Below are 23,560 nucleotides of genomic sequence, written 5' to 3'. Positions count from 1 at the left end.
CAAAATACATGTCGGGCCGACTGTGACTTTGCAATAAGCTCCCGTGCAGCTGGTGCTAAGCTTTCAGCAGTCATTCAGCTGCGAGGCGCGCCATGCTTTACGACATCAGCCCAGCCCTGACCGCCGGCATGCCGGTCTGGCCGGGCGACACACCGTTCCAGTCCAGCCCCAACTGGGTGCTGGAAGGTGGCTGTCCGGTCAACGTGGCGCGGCTGACGCTGTCGCCGCACAGCGGCGCCCATGCCGATGCGCCGCTGCACTACCAGGCCGATGGCGCGCCGATCGGCGCGGTAGCACTTACGCCCTACCTAGGGCCGTGCCGCGTGGTGCATTGCCTGGCTCCCGGCCAACTGCTGACGCTGGCGCAACTGCAGGCGGCACTGGCCGATAGCGGCCCGCTACCGCAACGCGTGCTGGTGCGGATGTATGCCAGCTTTCCGCACCACGCCTGGGATCAGCACTTTCCCGGTATCGACCCGGCCGCCATCGACTGGCTGGGCAGGCAGGGCGTGCTGCTGATCGGCGTTGACACCGCCTCGCTGGACCCGGCCGACAGCAAGGGCATGGCGGCGCACCTTGCAGTGGCGCGCCAAGGCATGGCGATACTGGAAAACCTGGTGCTGGACGATGTCCCGCCGGGTGACTACGAGCTGATTGCCCTGCCGCTGAAGCTGATGGACACCGACGCGAGCCCTGTGCGCGCCGTCCTTCGCAGCCTGGCCTAGCGGCCAACCCCACAACGCATTCCCGGCGCAGCGTCCCGCACGCTGTGCTGGAAAAGTGTTGCCTGCGCTCAGGCGGCAGGCACCCCCTTGGCCTGACAGCCGCTGCGCAGACAGCACGGGGCCGAACACATCTGGAGAATTACGGAGCACAACATGAGTGGAAGTTTTCAGAAGATCAAGGACCGGGAGCAAGGGCTGCAGCGCCGCCTGACTTCCGGCCAAATGAGCATGATCGCCATCGGCGGTGCCATCGGTACCGGCCTGTTCCTGGGCAGCAAGTTCGCCATCGGTTTTGCCGGCCCCAGCGTGCTGATCAGTTACGCCATCGGCGGGCTGATTACTCTGCTGCTGATGGGCTGTCTGGCGGAGATGACGGTGGCGCATGCCACCTCCGGCTCCTTCGGTGCCTATGCCGAGCACTACGTCAGCCCGCTGGCCGGTTTCCTGGTGCGCTACGCCTACTGGTCGGCCATCGTGCTGGCGGTGGGTACGGAGGTGACGGCGATTGCCGACTACATGGGCTACTGGTTTCCGGGCGTGCCATCGTGGTGGTGGATATCGATATTCTCAGCCCTGCTGATCGCGGTGAATGCCAGTAGCGTGAAGGCCTTCGGCGCGGTGGAGTACGGCTTCTCCAGCATCAAGATTGCCGCCATTCTCGGTTTCATCCTGCTTGGCAGCGTGGTGGTGTGGGGCGGCAGCCATCCGGAATACGGCGTGCACCTGTACACCGCCGGCAGCGGCTTCCTGCCGCACGGCTGGTGGGGCATGTGGGTGGCGGTGATCATCTCCATCTTCAGTTACCTGAGCGTGGAAATGATCGCGGTGGCCGCTGGCGAGGCAGAAGACCCGGAGCGCGCGGTAAAGCAGGCCTTCCGTGCCACCATCGTGCGCCTGCTGGTGTTCTACCTGCTGTCGCTGGCGTTGATCCTGGCCATCGTACCGTGGGAAAAAGTGGGCGAGGGCAGCAGCCCGTTCGTGACAGTGATGCAGGTGCTGGGCATTCCCTACGCCGCCGACATCCTCAACTTCGTGGTGATCGTGGCCGCGCTGTCGGCGATGAACAGTCAGCTGTACATCACCACCCGCATGATGTTCAGCCTGTCGCGAGGCGGCGATGCGCCCAAGGCGTTGGGCAAGCTCAGCAGCAATGGCGTGCCGCTGAATGCACTGATGCTGTCGTCCATCGGTATCGCGGTAGCCACCCTGCTGTACGTGCTGTATCCGAAGGATGCATTCATCCTGATGATCTCGCTGTCGATGTTCGGCGCCATGTTCGTGTGGATGATGATCTTCGTCACCCACCTGTTCTTCCGCCACAAGTACGAAGCCGCCGGCAACCCGCCGCTGGCCTTCCGCATGAAGCTGTTCCCGATTACCACGCTGATCGGTCTGGGCCTGATGCTGGCGGCAATGGTCACCACTTTGTTCACCGACGAATTCAACATGACGCTGAAGTTCGGCATCCCGTTCCTGATCGTGCTGGTGTTGCTGTTCAAGTTCGTGCGCAAGCCGCATGCGTCCTACGACGACGCGATGTAACACATTCATGTCGTAACCTTGCCCCGCCTGGCGGGGCTTTTTTATTGCGCGCGTGGTCAGCACGGTTTATTAGCAAGTGTCGATACAGTTTCCTAAGCTCATCTGGTGATGCCATGGCAGCACGACAACATAAAGGGGAGCACGAGATGAATGTTGCAGAACTGTTCGACAAATCCGCCGGGCGCCTGCCCATGGTGCCCAAAGTGGTACAGGAGCTGATTGCCAGCTTCCAGGACCAGAACGTCAATATCGACGACATCACCGACAAGGTAACGCACGACCAGGTGCTGAGCGCCCGTGTGCTGCGCCTCGCCAACAGCGCGCGTTTCGGTGGCAGCCGCAATATCGCTTCGCTGAACGACGCGGTGCTGCTGCTGGGCTTCGATAACGTGCGCATGCTGGTGATTGCCTCCGGCATTGCCGGCGCCACCACGGCGATTCCCGGCTTCGACATGAAGGAGTACTGGGGCCGCAGCTTCGAAATGGCCAATACCAGCAAGGTGCTGGCGCGGCTGGCGAAGCTGGACGGGCAGGTGGCCTATACCTGCGGGCTGCTGGCCAATATCGGCGAGTTGGTACTGCATGTGGCCGAGCCGGAAAAGGCGCTGCGTATCGACCGGCTGGTGGAAAGCGGCGCCGAGCGGCTGGCCACCGAGCGCATGCTGCTGGGCATGGACCTGACCGAAGTCGGCGCCGAGCTGGCGCGGCGCTGGAATTTCCCGGATGCGATCCAGCAGGCGATACGCGAGCAGCACAATCTGGCCGACCCGGAGCAGCTGCCGCCGTATGCGCTGCTGATCGGGCTGGCGGCCTACATCGTGGCCGGCTTCAACCATGGCATGAGCGAGCAGGAAATGCAGGACACACTGCCGCAGCACGGCCTGGCGGCGCTGGGCGTGGACGAAGCGGAGCTGGAAGATGCGCTGCCGCACCTGAAGGAAGTCAGCACCACGGTGGACAACCTGTTGTAGCTTGTAGCCCGGATAAGCCGAAGGCGCATCCGGGAGTACAGTGGCCACTTGTTCCCCGGATGCGCCTTTGGCTTATCCGGGCTACGGATGGTGAGCAACAGACAGCACAAGGCCCCGCCATGGCGGGGCCTTGTCGTAGCCGCTTGCGGCAAGGTTGGCCGCAAGCTACGGTTACGCCTCCTCGGCCTCGTCCTGCGGCAGGGTCTTGCGCTCCAGCACCGCCACGTAGCGGCACTCGATCTCCTGCATCAGTTCGTCGATGCGCACGATCTGCAGCTGGATGCGGTCGCCGTTGCTCAGCTCCGGCAGGCCGCCGATGCGCAGTCGCAGCGGTACGCCATCCACCCGCACCAGGTCTTCCTTGATGTAGCTGGCGGTAGGCTCGGTGATGCCTTCCTGGCTGAACCAGCGCAGGCACCAGAAGTGCTCCATCTTGTCCTGGAATCCCAGGTAGGCGCTGTAGGCCGCATCGAAATCGCGCAGCAGCGCGAACAGCATGGCGTCGCCCTGCTTGTACTGCGGGGTTTCGCCGCGAATCATCGCGGTGAGCTGGCGCTGGTTGATGAAGTCCGATGCGCGACGCAGCGGCGAGGTGCTCCAGGCGTACTGCTGCACGCCCAGGCCCACGTGCGGTTCCGGGCGGGTGGTCATGCGCACCTTGCCCATGCTCTGCGCACGGTACATGGCCGGGATGTCGGCCTCGGCCAGCATGCGGCCCCATTCGCTGTTGGCCAGGATCATCAGCTCGGACACCAGTTTGTCCATCGGCGAGCCGCGCTTGCGCACGCTGATGATTACCTTGCCGTCCACCACGTTGAAGTTGTAGTCCACCTGCGGCGGGCGGTTCGGGTCCGGGGTCTTGCCGCGGAACGCTTCGCGGGCATTGGCGAACTGCCACAGCCATACCAGCTCGCGCTTGAAGGCGTAGTCGGGGCCGAAGCCGTCTGCGGCCAACGTTTCCTCGTTGAACACCTGCTCCAGCTGGTCGTGGCGCAGGTTGGCGGCAATGTGTACCAGCTCGATGCGGTTATCGAAGTCCACCAGCTCGAATGCCGGGGTGACTTCCACGTACAGGCTCAGCGCCGGGCAGTCGTGGCCTTCCTTCAGCGTGAACTGCTGCACCACGTCGTCCGGCAGCATGGTGATCTTGTCGCCGGGGAAGTACACGGTGGACAGGCGCTGGTGCACGATTTTTTCCAGCGGGCTGTCCACGGCAATGCCCAGCGTCGGTGCAGCAATGTGGATGCCGACGCGGATGTTGCCGTTGTCCAGCCACTGCACCGACAGCGCGTCGTCGATCTCGGTGGTGGCGGCATCGTCGATGGAGAATGCCTTGACGCTAGCCAGTGGCAGATCGGCCGGCATCTCGGCCGGCGCATAGCTGCCAAAGCCGGTGCCCTTGGGGAAGTGTTCCAGCTGGAAGCCGGCCATCAGGTAGGCCGGCACCGATTCGATACCGCCCACCTTGTCCGCCAGCCGCAGCGGCGGCAGGCCGGTGGCCTTGCTGGCCTGGTCGAAGGCCTTGAATTCCAGGGTGTTCTTGTCCGGGCGGTACAGCAGCGTCATCAGCTGGGCGCGAATCGCATCCGGCAGGGTGCCGGCGGCCAGCTCGGCGGCCCAGGCATCGATCTGCTCCTGCTCGCGCTTCTTGCGCTCGATGCCGGCCAGCGCGGCTTTCAGCGTCTCTTCCGGCGCGGCCTTGAAGCGGCCCTTGGTCTTCTTGTAGAAGTACATCGGCGCCGCGTACAAGCGCAGCAGGATGGCGGCGTTCTCGCTCACGCTGGGGGCGTGGCCGAAGTAGTCGGCAGCCAGCGCCTCGAAGCCGAATTCGTCTTCACCGCAGCACTCCCACAGGAAATCCACGTCGATGTCGGCGGCCAGCGCCTCGGCGGCCGGCAGGAAATCCTGCAGCGGGGAGCTGAATTCCAGGAACACGTTGGCTGCCTTCAGCTTGGTGCGCTTGCCGTGCTGGGTATCGATCTGCAGGCTGGCTTCGGCACGTGATACCACGCTGCCTACCTTGAAGCTGCCGCTTTCTTCGTAAAAGACGTTCATGCTGGCTTGCAGAGTCTGTCTCTGCCGCTGGGTGAAAACCGGCAATTATACCAGTTGTGGCCACTGCAGCCGGTCAGCTGCCGCTATACTCGTAACATTCTGTGAAGTCAGCTTGAAATTGCCCATGTCCACCACCGCGCCGCAGTCCCTTGTCAGCCTGGCCCAGGAAATGGATCACACCGGCCAGTTGCTGCTGCAGCGCTGGGAGCCGGAGCAGGCACGCCGTTTTGGCGCGCTGGTGCAATGCCTGCAGGGCCTGGCTGAACAGAGCGGCGCCGAACCGTTGCAGCGCGCCAACGCCGAGCTGGCGGCGCAGTTGCGCGGCTGGGGCAAACGCCGCCGCAGCCCTGGCGAGGTGATGCAGTTGCGCCAGCAACTGTCACTGGTGACGCAGCTGGCCAGCCTGCCACGTCCGGCACAGGCCAATGGCTGCCTGCAGCCGGCGCGGCAGAACCAGCAACTGTTCCTGTTGGCCGCAGATCAGCCGCTGCCGGCTGGGCTGGAGGAGCAGCTGGCCTGCTTCGGCTATGCGCTGGAAGTGTTCGACAGCCTGTCCACCCTGCAACAGGCCCTGCGCCAGCATGTACCGGGGGCGCTGATCATTCACCACGATTTCGCTGGCGGCGAGCTGCCCTTGCCACAGTTGCGACCGCCTTGTCCGCTGCTGTTCACCAGCCCGCGCCGCGACTTTGCCGCCAGGTTGCAGGCGGTGCGTGCCGGTGGTCAGGGCTTTCTGGGCTGGCCGCTGTCGGTGCGCGAGCTGCTGGAAACCTTGGGGCGCACGCCAAGCGCCGACCCGCGCAATCCGCTGCGGGTGCTGCTGGTGGAAGACATGAGTTCGCTGTCCGGCCTGTACGCCGCGGTGCTGAACCAGCATGGCATCCACACCGAGGAAGTACATCGCCCCAGCGAGGCGCTGGCGGCGATCGAGCGCTTCCGCCCGGACCTGATCCTGATGGACATGCATATGCCGGAGTGCAGCGGCCAGGAGCTGGCGCGCATCATCCGCCAGCAGCAGCTGATGGACGGCATTCCCATCCTGTTTCTCACCATGGAAAAGGCGCAGGGCGTGCAACTGGATGCCTTGAGCCTGGGGGTGGATGGCTATCTCACCAAGCCGGTATCCAGCGAGGAGCTGGTGGTGACGGTGAGCACCCGTGCCAGCCGCTACCGCAAGCTGCGTTCCTACATCGCCACCGACAGCCTCACCGGCCTGCTCAATCACAGCCACCTGTTTGCGCAGCTGGAATACGAGTTTGCCCGCGCGCAGCGCGAGCGCAAGCCGCTGAGCATGGTGATGCTGGATCTGGATCACTTCAAGCAGGTCAATGACAGCTATGGCCACCAGGCCGGCGACGAGGTGCTGCTCAGCCTGTCGCGCTTCCTGCGCGAACGGCTGCGGCGCAGTGATCTGATCGGCCGCTATGGCGGCGAGGAGTTTGCCATTGCCATGCCAGGTGTCGGTAGCGAGCAGGCGCTGCGGCTGATGAATGAATTGCGCGAATCGTTTGCCCGGCTGGAGCATGTGTCGCCGCGCGGGCGCTTTCTGCAGACCTTCAGCGCCGGCCTGTGCGACACGCAGGGGGTGTGGGATGTGGTGGCGCTGGTGCAGCGCGCCGATAGCATGCTGTACCGCGCCAAGGCGGCCGGACGCAACCAGGTGGTGGCGTGGTCGGTGGCGCTGGACGGAGAGCCGTGAGCGGTTGGCCGCAGCTTCGCTTTGTTTGAAATCTGGCAAACAGTGTTGAATCCGCTACGCGGATAAGGATTCGGGTGCCGGTTTCGCCCGGCGGACAGGTTAAGGGGGCCACCGCGGCCCCCTTAACAATCCCCTGCTCCCCGGGGCTGCTCGAAACCCCGTGCAAAACGGCACGCCCCAGGCGCCGCCGAACTCGCCGCGCGCTAGCGTCGCGCGGCTCAGACATGCGGCGGCTTAACACCTGTGGCGCACCATTTTGCCCGGCTCGCGCCAACGGGTTTGGGGCGAGTGGCTACTGTTTTACATGCGTGAAGAGACACGCTCTGCAAGTGGAAAGCACAAGGGCGCCAGCGGCGCCCTTGTCATTTAGCAGCAGGTTCGGCTTGCGGCCAACCGTTTACAGCGGGTCGGCCAGGTACATGCGCACGCCGTGCTCTTCCAGCAGCTTCTTCAGCGTTTCCGGTGGCATGGCGTCGGTGAAGATGGCGTTGAATTCGCTGATATGGCCCATGCGTACCAGCGCATTGCGGCCGAACTTGCTGTGGTCGGCGGCCAGGAAGCGGTGGCGGGCATTGTTCATCATCGCCTGCGCCACGCGTACCTCGCGGTAGTCGAAATCCAGCAGCGAGCCGTCGGTTTCGATGCCCGAGACGCCGATCACCGCGTAATCCACCTTGAACTGGTTGATGAAGTCCAGCGTTGCCACGCCGGTGATGCCGCCGTCGGAGGAGCGCACCACGCCGGAGGTGATCATTACCGTGAAATCCGGGTTGGCCGACATGATCGACGCCACGTGGATATTGTTGGTGATCACCCGCAGGCCCTTGTGGGTGGTGGTCAGCGCCTGCGCCACCGCCTCTATGGTGGTGCCGATACTCATGAACAGCGAGGCATGGTCGGGAATGTTCTCCGCGATCATGTCGGCGATATGCGCCTTTTCGCTCTGCAGCTTGCCCTTGCGCGAGAAGTAATCCTCGTTTTCCACGCTGTTGCCCAGCGCAGCGCCACCGTGATAACGGCGCAGCAGATTGGCTTCACACAGCTGGTTGATGTCGCGGCGGATGGTTTGCGGCGTCACGTCCAGCAGGCGGGCCAGCTCCTCGATCGGCATGAAGCCGTTTTCGCGGACCAGCTGCAGGATTTTGTCGTGTCTTGGAGATCGGCTCATGGTGGCGAGTTCGAAAGCGAAAATTATCCTTAGTCTTTATCACAATAATTGCGCATCAGGCAACTTGTTGCCGCCATAAACGAAAGTCGTAGAACGCAAAAAACGCCAGTACATCAAGGCACTGGCGTTTTTGTTGCGTTGCAAAAAAAGTGCATGCGACTGTCGCTTTCCAGCCAGCTGTCGATGCTGGCCGGCTTGCGCCGGGCTCAGGGGCGAAGGAAATACTGCACCGGCCAGCCATAGCGCTTCAGGTTCACCCGCCCGCCGGCGCCTACCTCCACGCCATCCTCTTCCAGCAGCAGTACCTGGTAGTCCGCCTCCGGCGTGCCCGGCCGCGCCACCTTGCCGCTGCCGCTGACCACGCGGAACCACGGCCAGCCGGCGCCTTCCGGCGCATTACTCAGCAGCTTGCCCACGTGGCGGGCATGGCGCGGGTAGCCGGCAAGCTGTGCCAGCGTGCCGTAGGTGCTGACCTGCCCCGGCGGAATCGCCAGCAGCTGCGCCAGTACCGCGCGTTCGAAGGCGGCGTCCATCAGCCGTAGCGGCGGTCGGCCACGAAGGGGTTGCTGCGACGCTCGTCGCCGATGGTGGTGAACGGGCCGTGGCCGGGCACTACCGTCATATCGTCCGGCAGCGCGAACAGCTTGCTGCGGATGGCATCGATCAGCTGCTCGTGGTTGCCCATCGGGAAATCGGTACGGCCGATGGAGCCCTGGAACAGCACATCGCCCACCACGCACAGGTTGGCCGCACGGCTGACAAACACGATATGGCCCGGGGTGTGGCCGGGGCAGTGCAGCACCTCCAGCACCTCGCGGCCAACCTGAACCGTGTCGCCTTCTTCCAGCCAGCGCTCCGGGGTCAGCGCCGGGCTGGGGGCAAAGCCGAACATCTGCCCCTGCTGCGGCAGCTGGTCCAGCCAGAAGCTTTCCGCGCGCTGCGGGCCTTCGATCTCCACCCCCAGCGCATCGGCCAGCGCGCGGGCGCCGCCGGCGTGGTCGATATGGCCGTGGGTGAGCAGCAGCTTGGTCACCTTCAGGCCCTTGGCCTCGACAAAGGCGCGGATGCGCGCGATATCGCCGCCGGCATCCACTACCGCCGCCTCATTGCTGACATCGCACCACAGCACGGAACAGTTCTGCTGGAACGGGGTGACCGGAATGACGTGAAGCTGCAAGGCCATGATCTGCTACCTGAAAACGGGAATGCCGCATTGTATGTGGGTAGTCACGATCTTGCGAGCTAGAGGGCGCATCGAAAAACCCCCGCTTTCGTCGCGATACTGCGTTGCTCACGAAAAATTTCTCCTTACATATCAAACATATGCTGCGTCGAAATTTTTCGGTCGCGCCTTGCCTCGCTTAGAAATCAGGGCTTTTCGAGGCACCCTAGAGCGAGGCAAGGCGAAAGCGGCTGAGCAAGCGGAGTTGACATGGGGTCAATGAGCATTGCGAAGCTGCTTTCAACGCGGTATCGCCGACGCGCAGCAGATCGTGTGCAGTACCAGGCGGGGTGCTTGACCAAGGCGCTACAATAGCGGCAGTGAAAATTGTGGAGCCGTCATGAGCCTGATCCCGGAAATCAAACCGCAGCAGTCCATCGAACTGCTGAAAGAACTGCACATCCTTACCCGCGACGGCAAGATCAACCAGGACACCCGCCGCAAGCTCAAGCAGGTGTACCACCTGTACCAGTTCATCGAGCCCTTGATGGCCGACGTGCTGGCGGAAAAAGGCAGCCTCACCCTGGCCGACCACGGCGCCGGCAAGTCCTACCTGGGCTTCATCCTCTACGACCTGTTCCTGAAGGATAAGCCCGCTGCCCAAGTCTACGGCGTGGAAACGCGGCAGGATCTGGTGGACAAGTCGGTGGATCTTGCCCAGCGGCTGGGCTTTGCCGGCATGAGCTTCCTGAATCTCACCGTCGAGCAATCCATCACCTCCGACGCGCTGCCGCCGCAGGTGGACATCATTACCGCGCTGCACGCCTGCAATACCGCCACCGACGACGCCATCCGCTTCGCGCTGGCCAAGGACGCCAAGTACATCGTGCTGGTGCCGTGCTGCCAGGCCGAAGTGGCTGCGGTGCTGCGGCAGAAGAAGAACGAGACCTTCGGCAAGACGCCGCTGTCCGAGCTGTGGCGCCACCCGATCCACACCCGCGAGTTCGGCAGCCAGCTCACCAACGTGCTGCGCTGCCTGCAGCTGGAGGCGCGCGGCTACCAGGTAACCGTTACCGAGCTGGTGGGCTGGGAACACTCGATGAAGAACGAGCTGATCATCGCCAAGAAAACCAGCAAGGGCAAAAAAGCCGCCCGTGAGCGCCAGGAGGCGATCCTGCGTGAGCTGAATCTGGAAGAGTTGCGCGAGCGCTTCGCCTACTGAGCCCTCTGATATGGCACGCCGACTGGATGCCAGCCTGCTGGCCGACCTGTGGTTTTTCCACGCCGTGGCGGAGAGCGGCGGCTTTCGTCGCGCCGCCGAACAGCTGGCGGTAACCCAGGGCGCGGTGAGCCAGCGCGTGCAGCGGCTGGAAGCCCGCCTGCAGCTGCGCCTGCTGCAACGCGGCAGCCGGAATCTGCAGCTCACCCCGGCCGGCCAGCAGCTGTTTGCCGCCTGTGAAAATGGCTTCGGCGCCATCGCCGGAACGTTGGCCGCCATACAGGCAGAGGCCGCTCCGGGCAGCGTGCGGCTGTCGGCGCCGCCATCGCTGGCGCTGGAATGGCTGCTGCCACGGCTGGGCCGCTTCGCCAGCCTGCATCCGCACATCAGCGTCGATCTGCTGGCCGACAACCAGCCCTACAGCCAAGCCGCCATGCGCCAGTCCGGCATTGATCTGGCACTGCGCTACCTGCCGCAGGCGCCGCAGGATGCCGCATTCGTGCTGCCCGAGTATGGCTTTCCGGTAGCCGCGCCGGGCCTGCTCGCCAGCGGCGCCGAGGGTGTGTTGCTGCACGACGACGCACCGTGGAGTAGCCCTTCGCCAGCCGGCAGTGAATGGGCGCTGTGGTTGGCCGCATACGGCCGCCCGCGCGGCAGCAGCGCCGGCGAGCGCCACTTCAACCAGGCGCAGCTCGCCTACCGCAGCGCGCAGGCCGGCGACGGCGTGGCGCTGGGCCGCCAGCTGCTGGTGGCGCGCTACCTGCAGGACGGCAGCCTGTGCCGGCTGGACGATCACCCGCCGCTGCTGCTGGGCTATTACGCGCTGTACCCGGTAAGCGCCAGCGAGGCGGCCCAGACGCTGGCGGACTGGCTGCACGCCGAGATGCATTCTCCGTAGCCCGGATAAGCGCAGCGCATTTGGGGACACGGTGGTAAGACGGCCCCGGATGCGCCGTTGGCTTATCCGGGCTACGCATGCGCACCGGCGGGCCTGGCTACCAAGACGCTGATAACATGCCAACGGCCTGTTTGCTCGGATAAATCAAGGAGTCCGCATGCCTTCCATTCTTTCCCATCCGGCGGTACCACTGACTTTCGGTCTCGGACTGGCGGTGTTGCTGTCGGAGTTGCAATGGGTATGGTTGCCGGCCATTGCGCTGGTACTGTTGAACGGGCTGTGGCGGCTGTGGCGGCTGTGCCTGCTGAATGCCGCTGATGGCAAATCGTGAAGGAAGTAGACGAGATGCAACTGCTAGGGAAAAAGCTCCGAACGCTGACCAAGGTGGAAGCGGAGGCCATGTTTGCCCGGTTTCCGGCACTGGCGCGTGTGCGGGAAAATGAGGAAAGCGGCATGGAGCGGCTGGCTATCTCGGTATTTGATCATTGGCTACGCAACAGCTCTGAATGGCATCTGCTGGATTGCGCCCATGGACCGGAGCGGATGGCACGCGACCGCAAATGGCAGGCTCATTGGCAGGCACTATTTGATGCTACCGAGGTGTATACCGTGCGCACTCGCGGGCGTTGGCCGCATAAGCAGCGCTTGCAGCTGAAACAGTACCGGGACCGGGCGTTCTTTCTGCAGCAATGCCGCTTCAACACGTTTACCGAGCCCCGTCAGCTGGTGCTGTTGCCTGAGTTTGACTGCATATACTGCGAGTCGTGGGACGACACCAACGTGGTCTTTTTCCACTCACGCGACAAGGTGCAAAAGCTGCTCGATCTGGCGCAGGCCTGTGGTCTGCACTGCCTGTCGTTTGCCGACTGACGAGACATTCGCCATCACACAGGGCCAGCCGTGATGGTCCGCCGGGCTCCATGCACGCGCGCGTAGGCCACGATCAAATAGCAAAAAGTTGGCCGCAAGCTGCGAATGGCTTGCGGCCAACTTTTATTGACTGTCCCCGCAATGAGGGGCAGGTAGCCCGGATAAGCGCAGCGCATCCGGGGACGTGGTGGCTATGTCAGCCCCGGATGCGCCGGGGGCTTATCCGGGCTACGGGTATGTGGTCTACCCCGCCAGCAGCGGCAAAAACACCTCGTCCGGCAGGCCGTTGCCGCCGGTGGTCCACACCACCGGAATCGCCGCCCCCGGCCATTGGCCGGTGGCCAATTCGTGGGCGACGAAGCCGGCAGTAGCGGAGGGCTCCAGCCGCAGGCGGTGCTGCTGCCATTGCCGGCGCACTTCGGCCAGCAGGCTGGCGTCGCTCACGGTAATCACCGCGTCGATCAGCGGGCCGACGATGCCGGCCACGGTGGCGGAGGCGCGCGGCACTGCCAGGCCATCGGCCACGGTGTGGTTGTCGAGGCCGATGTCGTACACCGACAGCGTGTCGTCACCGCTGGCGAGACGCAGCAGGAAGCAGGGCGAGGCCACTGGTTCCACCAGCACGCACTGCACCGCATCGCCGAACAGGCACTTCAGGCCGAAGGCCACGCCACCGGGGGCGCCACCCACGCCGCACGGCAGGTAGACGCGCAGCGGCTGCTCGGGCGTTGGCCGCAGGCCGGCGGCGGCCAGCTGCGGCGCCAGATCCCAGGCCGCGGCGGCATAGCCGAAGAACAGTAGCAGCGAGCTTTCGTCGTCGATGAAATAGGCGTGCGGGTCGGCAGCGGCGATGTCGCGCGCGGCGGCCACCGCCAGCGCGTAGTCGCCCTGGTGCTCCACCACGCCGGCGCCCAGCGCGCGCAGGCGCTGTTTTTTCCACTCCTTGGCATCGTGCGACATATGCACTTCCACCTGCAGGCCCAGCGCGCGTGCCATCACGCCCACGCTGTAGCCGAGGTTACCGGTGCTGCCGACGAGGATGCGGTGCTGCGCGAACAACGCGCGTGCCGGTGCCTCGGCCAGCACGGTATAGCTGCTGCCAGCCGACAGCAGGCCGGCGGCCTGAGCCAGCTCCTCGGCGTGGCACAGCACCTCGTACACGCCGCCGCGCGCCTTGATGCAGGCGGTGATCGGCAGCGCGTGGTCGGCCTTTACCCACAGGGCCTGGCCGCTGGTGTCGGTTTGCGACAGCAGAGGCGAGTCGATGCGGCCGTCGGCGGCCACGCTGTCCGGAAACAGCCGCGCCAGCAGCGGTGCAAAGCGCTGCCAGCGGGCAATGGCGGCTTCGATATCGGCACGGCCGTAGGCGCAGGCGGCCAATGCATCGGCGGTGGGCAGCAGGGAAGGGTTGTGCCACAGCAGCGGCTGCGCCAGGCGCAGGCCGGCGGGCAGGGTGTCGAGGTGAGACATGGCGGACTCCGGTTCGGCAATGGCTGGCAGTGTGGGCTGCCGCCGTGCCGGCGGCAAGCCAGCATTACTGCTGTACCTGATTAGCCAGACTAATCAGGGCACCTCGAAAAACTCCAGCTTTCGTCGCGCCACTGCGTTGCTCACGAAAAATTTCTCCTTACATATCAAATATATGCTGCGTCAAAATTTTTCGTTCGCGCCTTGTTTCGCTTAGAAATCCGGGTTTTTAGAGGCGCCCATCAGTTGTTGCGCCAGCCAGGCGCGCTTCTGCGCCGCGCTCATCGCCTTTACCGCCAGCTCTGCGCGCAGCGCGGCGCTCTTGTCGGCAAACGGCAGCACCAGCGCGATGCGCTCGGGCGGAAAGCTGCGGGTGTAGCGCGCGCCCTTGCCGGCGGCATGGGCGGCATAGCGCTTTTCGACATTGTTGCTGATGCCGGTGTACAGGCTGCCGCCGCGGCATTCCAGCACATACAGGAACCAGCTCATGCGCTGCGGCCAAGCCTGGAGCTCATTCCGCCAGCGCCTGCTGCAGGTCGGCGATGATGTCGCGGATGTCCTCGATACCCACCGAACAGCGCACCAGCCCGGCGGGAATGCCCAGCGCCACGCGCTCTTCCGCGCTGCATTCCACGTGGCTGGTGGTGCTGGGTACGCCCAGCAGGGTATCCACGGTACCCAGGGTGGCGGCACGCAGCAGCAGCTGGCAGCGCGACAGCAGGCGGCGCACCGCGGCATCGCCGCCGGCCAGCTCGAAGCTGAGTACGCCACCAAAGCCTTGCATCTGCTCGCGGGCAATGGCGTGTTGCGGGTGCTGCGGCAGGCCGGGGTAGTTCACCTGTGTCACGGCGGGGTGCTGCTGCAGCCACTGTGCCAGTGCCAGCGCGTTGTCGTTGTGCTGGCGCATGCGCAGCGCCAGGGTCTTGATGCCGCGCAGGATCAGGAAGGCGCTCATCGGGTCCAGGCAGGCGCCATGGATTTCGCGGTAGTGGCGAATGCGCTCGGTCAGCTCCCGGCTGCCGCAGACCACGCCACCCATGGCGTCGGCGTGGCCGCCCAGGAACTTGGTGGCGCTGTGCAGTACCAGGTCGGCGCCCAGCGCCAGCGGGTTCTGGTTTACCGGGGTGGCAAAGGTGTTGTCGATCACCACCACTGCGCCGGCGGCATGGCCGGCGGCGGCCAGGCGGCGAATGTCCTGCACCTTGAGCATCGGGTTGGTGGGCGATTCCAGGTACAGCAGCTCGCAGCCGCCAGCCAGTGCTGCTTCGAAGGCGGCGGCATCGGTGGTATCGCACAGCGTGACCTGCACCCCCCATTGCGGCAGGGTGTGCTGGAACAGGTAGTGGCTGCCGCCGTAGGTGTCCTTGCCGGCCACCACGCGGGCGCCTGGCTGTAGCAGGGCCAGCAGCGTGCTGCTGATGGCGGCCATGCCGCTGCCGAAGCTCACCGCTGCCGCCGCGCCTTCCAGTGCGGCCAGCTTGGCTTCCAGCGCCAGGCTGGTGGGGTGGGCGGTATTGCGCGCATACAGCGGGCCGGCCGCCTCGCCGCGGGCTACCTGTTCCCAGCTGTCCATGTCCGGGTAGCCGTGGGCGATGCCGAACTCGATCGGCACGGCCAGCGCAGCGTGCGGGCGGTAATCGTCTTCGCCGGCGCGGACGGCCAGCGTGGCAGGGTGCAGTGGCGGGGTGCTCATGGCGGCTCCAGTGGGGGACTGTGCCGCATGCTGGTTGGCCGCAGCCGGGCTGTCAAGCCAGGCCGTGCTCAAGCAGCATGCGGTAGTCGTGCCTGGGGCCTGCCGTCTCAGCGCCCGTAGGTTGCGGTCAGGCTGGCCTTGCCCAGGCTGTTGGCGTTCAGCATATAGCCCACCAGTGCCGGGCTGCTGTCGGCGCCCAGCTCCAGTTTGTCCACCTTCAGCGCATGCACGGTAAAGATGTAGCGATGCGGTTTGTCGCCAGCCGGCGGGCAGGCGCCGCCAAAGCCCGGTGTGCCGTAGTCGGTGCGGCTTTGCATGCTGCCTGGCGGCAGGGCGCCACCGGGGTTGCCGGCGCCGGCAGGCAGACTGGCGGTGCCGGCCGGCAGGTTGAACAGCACCCAGTGCCACCAGCCACTGCCGGTAGGGGCGTCCGGGTCATAGACGGTAACGGCAAAGCTTTTAGTGCCGGCCGGGGCGTGCTGCCAGGCCAGTGCCGGCGACACATTGCCGCCGTTGCAGCCAAAGCCGCTGTATTCCTGCGCCTTGGCCATCGGCTGGCCGGCTTGCAGCTGCGGGCTGCTCAGTTCGAAAGCCATGGCTGGCAGCGCGGCCAGCAGCAGAGTGGTAAGCAGTAGTGGTTTCATGTGCGGCTCCTGTGCGGTAAGGACAGCCACAGTATGGTTGGCCGCATGGCACTTTGCGCGCCGCCAGGGTGCAGCCACTGTGCGCAGATGCTCAGGCGTGGCCGTCACGCTGCTGGCGCAGCTGGCTGGGGCTGACACCGAAGCGCTGGCGGAAGGCGGCGGCAAAGCGCGATGGCGACAGGTAGCCGCAGGCGGCGGCTACCTGGGTCAGCGGCTGCTCGCCGGCATTCACCATGCCCAGCGCGCGTTCCATGCGCACTTCGTTCAGCAGGGTGGAAAACGAGGTGGCTTCTGCGGCCAGCCTGCGGCGCAATGTGGCGCTGCTCATGGCCAGACCGCTGGCGATGTCGCCAGCCTGCCAGTCGCGTGCCGGGTCGAAGGCCAGCAGGCTTTGCACCTTGGCGCGCACGTCCTGGCGTGGCTGGCGGAACAGCTCCGCACCCTGGCGTGCCGCCGCCAGCGCCAGCATCAGCCCTTGCCAGGCATGCTCTGCCTGCGCCGCGCCCAGCGTGCCGGCTTGGGCCGCCGGTAGCAGCGCCTGCAGCCGGAGCAGTGCCTGCCGCGCATCATCGGCTGGCTGGAACACTGGCCCGCTGGTCGGCCACGGTAGCGCTGGCAGTTGCGGGCCGTACTGCGCCAGCAAGCGTTGCAGCCAGTGCTGAGGCTGCAACAGGGTCCAGGCGCGGTAGCCGGCGCCGTTATCCGGCTGGTTCACGATCTCCACCGTCTGCCCGCCGGGGATCACCAGCCAGCTGCCCGCCGGGCAGTGCCAGCTGCCGCTGCGGGTGATCAACTGTTTTTCGCCGTGCTCCACCGCGATCAGCAGCGTGGACAGCACTGGCACCTGCGCCAGGCGCTGGCGTTGCAGGCTGCGGAAGATGAACAGGGGCAGGTCGGACATGGCGGGGACTCGGCGGGAGATGCGCCCATGCTGCCGCAGCAGCGGGTGTGCGGCCAGTGGCGTGAGCGTTCAGGGGCTGTGCTTGCGCGTTGCGGTACAGGCCCGGGCCGGCGGCTGCATCAGGCGCCCTTGGGCTGTGCGCCGGGGCGCAGCTTGATGGCCAGGCCCTTGAGCAGGTAGCGCAGGAACTGGTCGCCGCACTGGCGGTAGTTCTTGTGGCCGGGCTTGCGGAACAGCGCGCCCACTTCGGCGGTGGAGACCTTGAAGCCGGTCAGCGCCAGCAGCGCCTCGATGTCTTCCTGTTTCAGCTCGAACGCCACGCGCAGCTTTTTCAGGATGTCGTTATTGGCCAGCCGCAGCAGCGGTGCCGGCGGCGGTGCGTCGTCGCGACGGCCGCGGCGTTCGATGATCAGGCCATCGAGAAAGGCGGACAGCAGCTCGTCGCTGCAGGGCAGGAAGCCGGCTTCGTCTTCCTTTTTCAGTAGCGCGGCAAAGTCGTCGTCGGCATATGGCTCCACGTGCTGCAGGATGGCCAGCATGCGCGCGTCGCTGATGTTGAGGATGAAGCGCACGCTGCGCAGGATGTCGTTGTTGAGCATGGGGATCCATTCAATGAAAACAGGCCGCGGGTGCGGCCAGGGTGCAGGGCGCCGGATTATTTGTAGAACCTGTTTACGATCTCGCGAGCTAGAGCGAGACAAGGCGAAAACGGCTGAGGAAGCGGAATTGACATGAAGTCAATGAGCATTCCGAAGACGTTTTCAACGCCGTATCGCCGACGCGTAGCAGATCGTAAACAGGTTCTTAAGGTGCCAGCCGGCTGCGGCGCCACCCCGCATCCGCCTGCAAGGTATACAGCACGCGGTCGTGCAGGCGGCTGGGGCGGCCCTGCCAGAATTCGATGCGGTCCGGCACCACGGCGAAGCCACCCCAGTGCGGCGGGCGCGGCACGCTCAGCGGGTGCTTCAGGCCGAAGGTGGCGGCGCGGGTTACCAGCACGCTCTTGCCGTCGATCTCGCTGCTCTGCTCGCTGGCCCAGGCACCGATGCGGCTGGTGTAGGGGCGGCTGGCGAAGTATTCGTCGGAAACCTCCGGCGCTACCTGCTGCACCTTGCCCTCGATGCGCACCTGGCGCTCCAGCTCCGGCCAGAAGAAGGTGACGGCGATATACGGGTTGGCCGCAAGCTGGCGGCCCTTGCGGCTGTGATAGTTGGTGTAGAACACCAGTTGGCCATTTTCCACGCCCTTCAGCAGCACGATGCGCGCCGACGGGCGGCCGTGTTCGTCCACCGTGGCAATGTGCATGGCGGTGGGCTCGTTCACCTCGGCGGCAATGGCTTCGTGCAGCCACTGCTCGAACTGCGCCACCGCGTCCGGCAGGCAGTCGTCGGGGGAGAGTTCTTTCTTGCTGTATTCCAGACGGATATCGGCGAGATTCAACGACATGGTGTCCTCCTTGATTGGCGACATGATACCTGCCATGCGGCGCGCCGGCACGTCGCCCCGGCGCGCTAGCTGGTATAGAATGCCCGCTTTCCTTTTGTGCTCTTCCAAGCCCTGCCCATGCAGCTGCTCGCCATCGGCCTGAACCACCACACTGCCCCGCTTGCCATCCGCGAGCGTCTGGCCTTCCCGGCCGAGACGCTGACGGCGGCATTGGCGCAGCTGGTGGAATCACACGCCGCGCGCGAGGCCACCATCGTCTCCACCTGTAACCGCACCGAGCTGTACTGTGCCACCACCCAGCCGGAAGAGGTATTGCGCTGGCTGGTGGGCTACCACGGCATGGCGCTGCACGAGGTGGCGCCCTATCTGTACCAGCTGGATGCCGCCGAAACCGCGCGCCACGCCTTCCGCGTGGCCTCGGGGCTGGATTCCATGGTGCTGGGCGAGACGCAGATCCTGGGGCAGATCAAGGACGCCGTGCGCACCGCCGAGCGCGCCGGCACCATGGGCAGCCTGCTCAACGGCTTGTTCCAGAAAACCTTCGCCGTGGCCAAGGATGTACGCAGCCAGACCGCGGTGGGCGCCAGTTCGGTATCGATGGCTGCTGCCGGGGTGAAGCTGGCCGAGCAGATCTTTGCCTCGGTAGGCGAGCTGAACGTGCTGTTCATCGGCGCCGGCGAGATGATCGAGCTGGTGGCCACGCACTTTGCCGCCCGCCAGCCGCAAAAGCTCACCGTGGCCAACCGCACGCTGGAGCGCGGCCAACGTCTGGCGGCGGAATTCGGCGGCAATGCCATCACCCTGTCCGAGCTGCCGGAGCAGCTGCAGCACTACGACGTGGTGGTGAGCTCTACCGCCAGCCAGCTGCCCATCATCGGCAAGGGCATGGTGGAACGTGCCATCAAGGCCCGCCGCCACCGGCCGATGTTCATGCTCGATCTGGCGGTGCCGCGCGACATCGAGGCCGAGGTTGGCCGCATGGACGATGTCTATCTCTATACCGTGGACGACATTGCCAGCATCGTGGAAGTGGGCCAGCAGGCACGCAACCAGGCGGCGGAAGAGGCCGAAGCCATCATCAACCACCGCGTGGTGGAGTTCGTCGACTGGCTCAAGCGCCGCGAATCGGTGCCGCTGATCCGTGCGCTGCGCGACGAATCCGAGCGCATTCGCCGCCACGCGCTGGACGCTGCACAGAAGCAGCTGGCGCGCGGCGACGCCCCCGAAAAAGTGCTGGAAGCCTTGTCGCTGCAGCTCACCAACAAACTGATGCACCCGCCGACGCAGGCGCTGTCCACCGGCAGCGGCGCGGCGCACGATGCGCAGGTCGAACTGATCGCGCGTCTGTATCGCTTACACCCGGAGCAGTAATGAAACCGTCGATTGCGGCTAAACTGGCCACGCTTTGCGAGCGGCTGGAAGAAGTCACCCATTTGCTGGCCGCCGAAAACGCCACCGCGGACATGGACGCGTTCCGCAAGCTCACCCGCGAGCACGCCGAACTCACCCCGGTAGCGGAGGCGTTCCAGGCTTTCCGCCAGTGCGAGGCCGATATCGAAACCGCCGGCGAGTTGCTGGCCGACCCGGAGATGAAGGAGTTTGCCCAGGCCGAGATCGACGAAGCGCGCGAGCGCATGGTGGCGCTGGAAGTGGAGCTGCAGAAGCTGCTGCTGCCCAAGGACCCGAACGACGACAAGAACATCCTGCTGGAAATCCGCGCCGGTACCGGTGGCGATGAGGCGGCGCTGTTTGCCGGCGACCTGCTGCGCATGTACACCCGCTACGCCGAGCGTAACCGCTGGCAGGCAGAGATCCTGTCCGCCAGCGAATCCGACCTCGGCGGTTACAAGGAAGTGATTGTGCGCATCGCCGGCGACGGCGCCTACTCGCGGCTGAAGTTCGAATCCGGCGGCCACCGCGTGCAGCGCGTGCCTGCCACCGAAACCCAGGGCCGCATCCACACCTCCGCCTGCACCGTGGCGGTGATGCCGGAGGCGGACGAGATTGCCGAGGTGGTGCTGAACCCGGCCGACCTGCGCATCGATACCTACCGCGCCAGCGGTGCCGGTGGCCAGCACATCAACAAGACCGACTCCGCAGTGCGCATTACCCACCTACCCACCGGCATCGTGGCCGAGTGCCAGGACGGCCGCTCGCAGCATGCCAACAAGGCCAGCGCCATGCGCGTGCTGGCGGCGCGCATCTACGACATCCAGCTGCGCGAGCAGCAGCAGAAGGAAGCGGCGGAGCGCAAGAGCCTGATCGGCTCCGGCGACCGCTCCGAGCGCATCCGCACCTATAACTACCCGCAGGGCCGCGTTACCGACCACCGCATCAACCTGACGCTGTACAAGCTGGATTACGTGATGGATGGCGACATGGTGGAGCTGACCGACGCGCTGCTGGCCGAGCGTCAGGCGGAGCTGCTGGCGCAGCTGGCGGAATAAACCGGGCTTGCGGCCAACGTTGGCCGCAAGCAGCGGTGACGGCATCACCCAGACAAGCCCTTGTGCACGGTACAAGGGCTTTTCCTTTATCCGCATCCAGCCCGTATGGCATGTACTAGGCTTAGCTGGTGTATTCCACAAGGGGCACTGCCCATGTTCCGACTGCAACAGCGTGTCTGCCAGCTGCTGCTTGCCACCAGCCTGCTGCTGCCCGTGCCGGCAAAGGCCGCTATCGAGTTGCTGGCCTGCAGCCATGAGCTGCCGCCGCATACCTATCTGGAAAACGGGCGTCCGAGCGGGCTGGCCACCGAGATACTGCAGGAGGTTGCCAGGCGCTTGCAGTGGCAGCTGAGCATCCGCTACAGCAACTGGATACGCACGCGGGCGATGGCGGAGGCGGGGCAGTGCGACCTGATCTACACCGTTCTGAAGAAGGACGAATACGAGAAGGCCTTCCTCTACCCGCAGGAAACCCTGCCGGAGCGGCGCAATGTGTTCTTTGTGCGCCGCGATCGCCAGCTGCAGTACGGTGGCGACCTGGAGGCTTTCATGCGGCAGTTCAGTATCGGCCTGTACCGCGACAAGGCGGTCAGCCCGCTGTTTGACCAGCTCAAGCAGACCACCTGGGCCAGGCTGAATTCACCTTCCGAATCGGAAAGCCTGATGCGCATGCTGCTGGCCGGCCGTTTCGATGCCGCCATCGAAAATGAAGAGACCGGCATCTACGAATTGAAGAAGCTGGGCGGACGGCACCTGATCGAGGTGCTGGAGCCGCCGATCTATGTGACTCCCGCCTATATCGCCTTTTCCCGCAAGGGACGGGCCACCGGGCTGGTGGAGGCGTTCAGCCGCGAACTGGGCCACTTCAAGCACAGCCGGCAGTACACCGAGATTGTCGAAAAATACCGCACCATCCGTTAGCCAGCGGTCATTGTCGGCTTTGCTTTCACTCTATTTTTTAATATAGTGAAAGCACCCTTATTCTCCGGAAGGTAGTCAGCATGTTCCAACGCAATATCGGCAGTACCGAACGCGTGATCCGCATCGTGGCAGGCCTGGCCATCACCGCGCTGGCTTTCGTCGGCCCGCAAAGCCCATGGGCGTTCCTGGGGCTGGTACCGCTGGCCACCGGCCTGCTGGGCTGGTGTCCGCCGTATGCCATGCTCGGCATCAATACCTGCAAGAAGTCGTAACCGGGCCGCAGCTGCTGAAATGAAAAACGCGAGGCAAGGCCTCGCGTTTGTCTGTTTACCGTAGCCAGCCTGGCTTAGCGGGTAATCACCGGCGCCACGTTCAGCGCGTTGGCAACCTGCACGGCTTCATGGTCGTCGTTGAACGGCCCCATGCGTACCCGGAACAGCCCATCCTGGTTGATGATGCCCAGCTTTTCGTCATGCTCGTTGGCCGGGTTGGCCAGCAGGGCTTTCAGCTCGGCCTCGGCGGCTGCCAGGCGGCTGAACGATGCCAGCTGCAGGTAGTAGTTGTCACCCGAAGCAGCCTTTTGCTGCGCCGGCGGCTTGGTGGCAATGCGATCACTGCCATCTACCGGGAACACGCGTTCCACCACCACGCTGCCAAAACCGGATTTGACGATGCCCAGCTTGTGCGCAGCGGCATAGCTCAGATCCATCAGCCGACCCTTGTGGAACGGGCCACGGTCGTTGACGCGCACGATCACCGATTCGCCGCTTTTCAGGTTGGTTACCCGCGCATAGCTCGGAATCGGCAGCGTCGGGTGCGCCGCGCTCATGGCGAACATGTCATAACGCTCGCCGGAACTGGTCTTGCGACCGTGGAACTGCTTGCCGTACCAGGAAGCCTTGCCAGTCTGGCGATAAGGCTTTTCCGAGGCGTCCGGGCGGAAGCTCATGCCCAGTGCCGAATACGGTTTGTTGGCCGAGGCAATCAGAGGTTCTGCCTGCGGGATGGCATCCGGGATCAGATCCAGGTTGACCGGGGTTTGCATGGCCGGTCCGTCGGTCTGGAAGTAGGCTCCCGGGTTGACGGCGGGTTGTTTTTTATAACTGACCTTGGCGGTCTGCGTGGCAGTCGCCGGTCTGACGGTGGTACAAGCCACCAGCAAAGCACTGATGAACACTAGCCACAGCCATCGGTAAAAAGGTTTCATCACCTCTCCTTATGCTGTTGTGCCAACGGTGAAGTGCAGGCGCGCTAGATTCCTCCGGCAAAATCATGCTGGCGCCAGGCTTCGAACACGAGCACGGCGACGGCGTTGGAGAGATTCAGGCTACGCGATTCGGGCCGCATCGGCAGTCGCACCCGCCGCGTAGACGGGAGCGTGTCGAGAATCTCGGCGGGCAGGCCGCGGGATTCGGGACCGAACAAAAATACATCGCCAGGCTGGAAGGCGATGCGGTCATGCCGAGTGGCACCCTTGGTGGTGGCCGCGAAGATACGGCGCTCACCAAGGTGAGCCAGACAGGCTTCCCAATTCTCGTGAACCACCATGCGGGCGTACTCGTGATAGTCGAGTCCGGCGCGTTTCAGTTTGGCGTCTTCGAGCGGAAAACCCAGTGGCTTGACCAGGTGCAATTCACAGCCGGTGTTGGCACAGAGTCGAATAATATTGCCCGTATTGGGCGGTATTTCCGGCTGGTAGAGAACAACGGTAAACATCGTTGCGGGGCGAATA

25 protein-coding genes are annotated in these 23,560 nt (G+C 64.6%); 12 read left to right on the top strand and 13 right to left on the bottom strand.

Annotation, left to right across the window (positions count from 1 at the left end; all coding sequences use genetic code 11):
* Positions 1 to 92 precede the first annotated feature (92 nt).
* From kynB to ACFOKJ_RS11015, 3 genes are all read left to right on the top strand, one after another.
* Positions 93 to 725, top strand: a complete 633-nt coding sequence (gene kynB, locus ACFOKJ_RS11025) for an arylformamidase (RefSeq protein WP_390279500.1) — start codon at positions 93 to 95, stop codon at positions 723 to 725.
* A 153-nt stretch (positions 726 to 878) separates the two neighbouring features.
* Positions 879 to 2,267, top strand: a complete 1,389-nt coding sequence (locus tag ACFOKJ_RS11020) for an amino acid permease (RefSeq protein WP_390279498.1) — start codon at positions 879 to 881, stop codon at positions 2,265 to 2,267.
* Between the two features lie 146 nt (positions 2,268 to 2,413).
* Positions 2,414 to 3,238: an HDOD domain-containing protein gene (locus ACFOKJ_RS11015; RefSeq protein ID WP_390279496.1), complete on the top strand. Its 825-nt coding sequence runs from the start codon at positions 2,414 to 2,416 to the stop codon at positions 3,236 to 3,238.
* A 171-nt stretch (positions 3,239 to 3,409) separates the two neighbouring features.
* Here ACFOKJ_RS11015 and ACFOKJ_RS11010 read toward each other — a convergent pair whose 3' ends face one another.
* On the bottom strand, positions 3,410 to 5,293 hold the full coding sequence (locus tag ACFOKJ_RS11010) for a ribonuclease catalytic domain-containing protein (protein WP_390279494.1): 1,884 nt from the start codon (positions 5,291 to 5,293) through the stop codon (positions 3,410 to 3,412).
* A gap of 124 nt (positions 5,294 to 5,417) precedes the next feature.
* Between ACFOKJ_RS11010 and ACFOKJ_RS11005 the strand changes: the two genes are divergently transcribed.
* Positions 5,418 to 6,992 (top strand): diguanylate cyclase, encoded by a 1,575-nt coding sequence (locus ACFOKJ_RS11005; RefSeq protein WP_390279492.1) that lies wholly within the window; start codon positions 5,418 to 5,420, stop codon positions 6,990 to 6,992.
* Positions 6,993 to 7,389: 397 nt separating this feature from the next.
* Here the strand turns inward: ACFOKJ_RS11005 and ACFOKJ_RS11000 are convergent, their stop codons facing one another.
* The 3 genes from ACFOKJ_RS11000 to ACFOKJ_RS10990 form a co-directional block, all read right to left on the bottom strand.
* A complete protein-coding gene (locus ACFOKJ_RS11000; RefSeq protein WP_390279490.1) occupies positions 7,390 to 8,160 on the bottom strand; it encodes a DeoR/GlpR family DNA-binding transcription regulator in 771 nt (256 codons plus the stop codon).
* 206 nt (positions 8,161 to 8,366) lie between these two features.
* Positions 8,367 to 8,693 (bottom strand): MGMT family protein, encoded by a 327-nt coding sequence (locus ACFOKJ_RS10995; RefSeq protein WP_390279488.1) that lies wholly within the window; start codon positions 8,691 to 8,693, stop codon positions 8,367 to 8,369.
* The gene (locus tag ACFOKJ_RS10990; RefSeq protein ID WP_390279486.1) at positions 8,693 to 9,343 is read right to left on the bottom strand and encodes an MBL fold metallo-hydrolase; all 651 of its coding nucleotides are present in this window, start codon (positions 9,341 to 9,343) and stop codon (positions 8,693 to 8,695) included. Before ACFOKJ_RS10990 ends, ACFOKJ_RS10995 begins: the two co-directional genes overlap by 1 nt.
* Before the next feature lie 379 nt (positions 9,344 to 9,722).
* Here ACFOKJ_RS10990 and ACFOKJ_RS10985 point away from each other — a divergent pair, with 379 nt between their 5' ends.
* The 4 genes from ACFOKJ_RS10985 to ACFOKJ_RS10970 all read left to right on the top strand — a co-directional run bounded on the left by ACFOKJ_RS10985 (position 9,723) and on the right by ACFOKJ_RS10970 (position 12,309).
* Positions 9,723 to 10,544 (top strand): class I SAM-dependent methyltransferase, encoded by an 822-nt coding sequence (locus ACFOKJ_RS10985; RefSeq protein WP_390279484.1) that lies wholly within the window; start codon positions 9,723 to 9,725, stop codon positions 10,542 to 10,544.
* Between the two features lie 10 nt (positions 10,545 to 10,554).
* The gene (locus ACFOKJ_RS10980) at positions 10,555 to 11,439 is read left to right on the top strand and encodes a LysR family transcriptional regulator (RefSeq protein WP_390279482.1); all 885 of its coding nucleotides are present in this window, start codon (positions 10,555 to 10,557) and stop codon (positions 11,437 to 11,439) included.
* A 157-nt stretch (positions 11,440 to 11,596) separates the two neighbouring features.
* Positions 11,597 to 11,770: a hypothetical protein gene (locus tag ACFOKJ_RS10975; protein WP_390279480.1), complete on the top strand. Its 174-nt coding sequence runs from the start codon at positions 11,597 to 11,599 to the stop codon at positions 11,768 to 11,770.
* Positions 11,767 to 12,309, top strand: coding sequence for a hypothetical protein (locus tag ACFOKJ_RS10970; protein WP_390279478.1), 543 nt, complete (start codon positions 11,767 to 11,769; stop codon positions 12,307 to 12,309). Before ACFOKJ_RS10975 ends, ACFOKJ_RS10970 begins: the two co-directional genes overlap by 4 nt.
* A gap of 243 nt (positions 12,310 to 12,552) precedes the next feature.
* Here the strand turns inward: ACFOKJ_RS10970 and ACFOKJ_RS10965 are convergent, their stop codons facing one another.
* From ACFOKJ_RS10965 to pdxH, 7 genes are all read right to left on the bottom strand, one after another.
* Positions 12,553 to 13,779: a D-serine ammonia-lyase gene (locus ACFOKJ_RS10965; protein WP_390279476.1), complete on the bottom strand. Its 1,227-nt coding sequence runs from the start codon at positions 13,777 to 13,779 to the stop codon at positions 12,553 to 12,555.
* A gap of 210 nt (positions 13,780 to 13,989) precedes the next feature.
* Positions 13,990 to 14,265, bottom strand: coding sequence for a GIY-YIG nuclease family protein (locus tag ACFOKJ_RS10960; protein WP_189373273.1), 276 nt, complete (start codon positions 14,263 to 14,265; stop codon positions 13,990 to 13,992).
* 22 nt (positions 14,266 to 14,287) lie between these two features.
* A complete protein-coding gene (locus ACFOKJ_RS10955; RefSeq protein WP_390279474.1) occupies positions 14,288 to 15,469 on the bottom strand; it encodes an aminotransferase class I/II-fold pyridoxal phosphate-dependent enzyme in 1,182 nt (393 codons plus the stop codon).
* Between the two features lie 107 nt (positions 15,470 to 15,576).
* Positions 15,577 to 16,113: a YbhB/YbcL family Raf kinase inhibitor-like protein gene (locus ACFOKJ_RS10950; RefSeq protein WP_390279472.1), complete on the bottom strand. Its 537-nt coding sequence runs from the start codon at positions 16,111 to 16,113 to the stop codon at positions 15,577 to 15,579.
* A gap of 91 nt (positions 16,114 to 16,204) precedes the next feature.
* Entirely contained in the window at positions 16,205 to 17,014 is an 810-nt protein-coding gene (locus tag ACFOKJ_RS10945; RefSeq protein ID WP_390279470.1) for a helix-turn-helix transcriptional regulator, read from the bottom strand.
* A 119-nt stretch (positions 17,015 to 17,133) separates the two neighbouring features.
* Positions 17,134 to 17,613, bottom strand: coding sequence for a YehS family protein (locus tag ACFOKJ_RS10940; RefSeq protein WP_088965709.1), 480 nt, complete (start codon positions 17,611 to 17,613; stop codon positions 17,134 to 17,136).
* Positions 17,614 to 17,818: 205 nt separating this feature from the next.
* Positions 17,819 to 18,460 (bottom strand): pyridoxamine 5'-phosphate oxidase, encoded by a 642-nt coding sequence (gene pdxH / locus ACFOKJ_RS10935; RefSeq protein WP_390279468.1) that lies wholly within the window; start codon positions 18,458 to 18,460, stop codon positions 17,819 to 17,821.
* Between the two features lie 117 nt (positions 18,461 to 18,577).
* Between pdxH and hemA the strand changes: the two genes are divergently transcribed.
* From hemA to ACFOKJ_RS10915, 4 genes are all read left to right on the top strand, one after another.
* The gene (gene hemA, locus ACFOKJ_RS10930; RefSeq protein ID WP_390279466.1) at positions 18,578 to 19,831 is read left to right on the top strand and encodes a glutamyl-tRNA reductase; all 1,254 of its coding nucleotides are present in this window, start codon (positions 18,578 to 18,580) and stop codon (positions 19,829 to 19,831) included.
* Entirely contained in the window at positions 19,831 to 20,907 is a 1,077-nt protein-coding gene (prfA, locus tag ACFOKJ_RS10925; protein WP_390279464.1) for a peptide chain release factor 1, read from the top strand. Before hemA ends, prfA begins: the two co-directional genes overlap by 1 nt.
* A 153-nt stretch (positions 20,908 to 21,060) precedes the next feature.
* Positions 21,061 to 21,828, top strand: coding sequence for a transporter substrate-binding domain-containing protein (locus ACFOKJ_RS10920; RefSeq protein WP_390279462.1), 768 nt, complete (start codon positions 21,061 to 21,063; stop codon positions 21,826 to 21,828).
* An 80-nt stretch (positions 21,829 to 21,908) separates the two neighbouring features.
* Positions 21,909 to 22,100 carry a YgaP family membrane protein gene (locus tag ACFOKJ_RS10915; protein WP_390279460.1) on the top strand — a complete coding sequence of 64 codons (192 nt, stop codon included), beginning with the start codon at positions 21,909 to 21,911 and terminating at the stop codon, positions 22,098 to 22,100.
* Positions 22,101 to 22,174: 74 nt separating this feature from the next.
* Here ACFOKJ_RS10915 and ACFOKJ_RS10910 read toward each other — a convergent pair whose 3' ends face one another.
* Together ACFOKJ_RS10910 and trmL are read right to left on the bottom strand one after the other, a co-directional pair.
* Entirely contained in the window at positions 22,175 to 23,035 is an 861-nt protein-coding gene (locus ACFOKJ_RS10910; RefSeq protein ID WP_390279458.1) for a septal ring lytic transglycosylase RlpA family protein, read from the bottom strand.
* 44 nt (positions 23,036 to 23,079) lie between these two features.
* Positions 23,080 to 23,544 (bottom strand): tRNA (uridine(34)/cytosine(34)/5-carboxymethylaminomethyluridine(34)-2'-O)-methyltransferase TrmL, encoded by a 465-nt coding sequence (trmL, locus tag ACFOKJ_RS10905; RefSeq protein WP_390279456.1) that lies wholly within the window; start codon positions 23,542 to 23,544, stop codon positions 23,080 to 23,082.
* Positions 23,545 to 23,560: the final 16 nt, after the last annotated feature.

Origin of the sequence: Vogesella amnigena, from assembly GCF_042648905.1 — a bacterium.
In the GTDB taxonomy this organism is placed as follows: domain Bacteria; phylum Pseudomonadota; class Gammaproteobacteria; order Burkholderiales; family Chromobacteriaceae; genus Vogesella; species Vogesella amnigena.
This window is presented reverse-complemented; position numbering and strand designations above follow the sequence as displayed.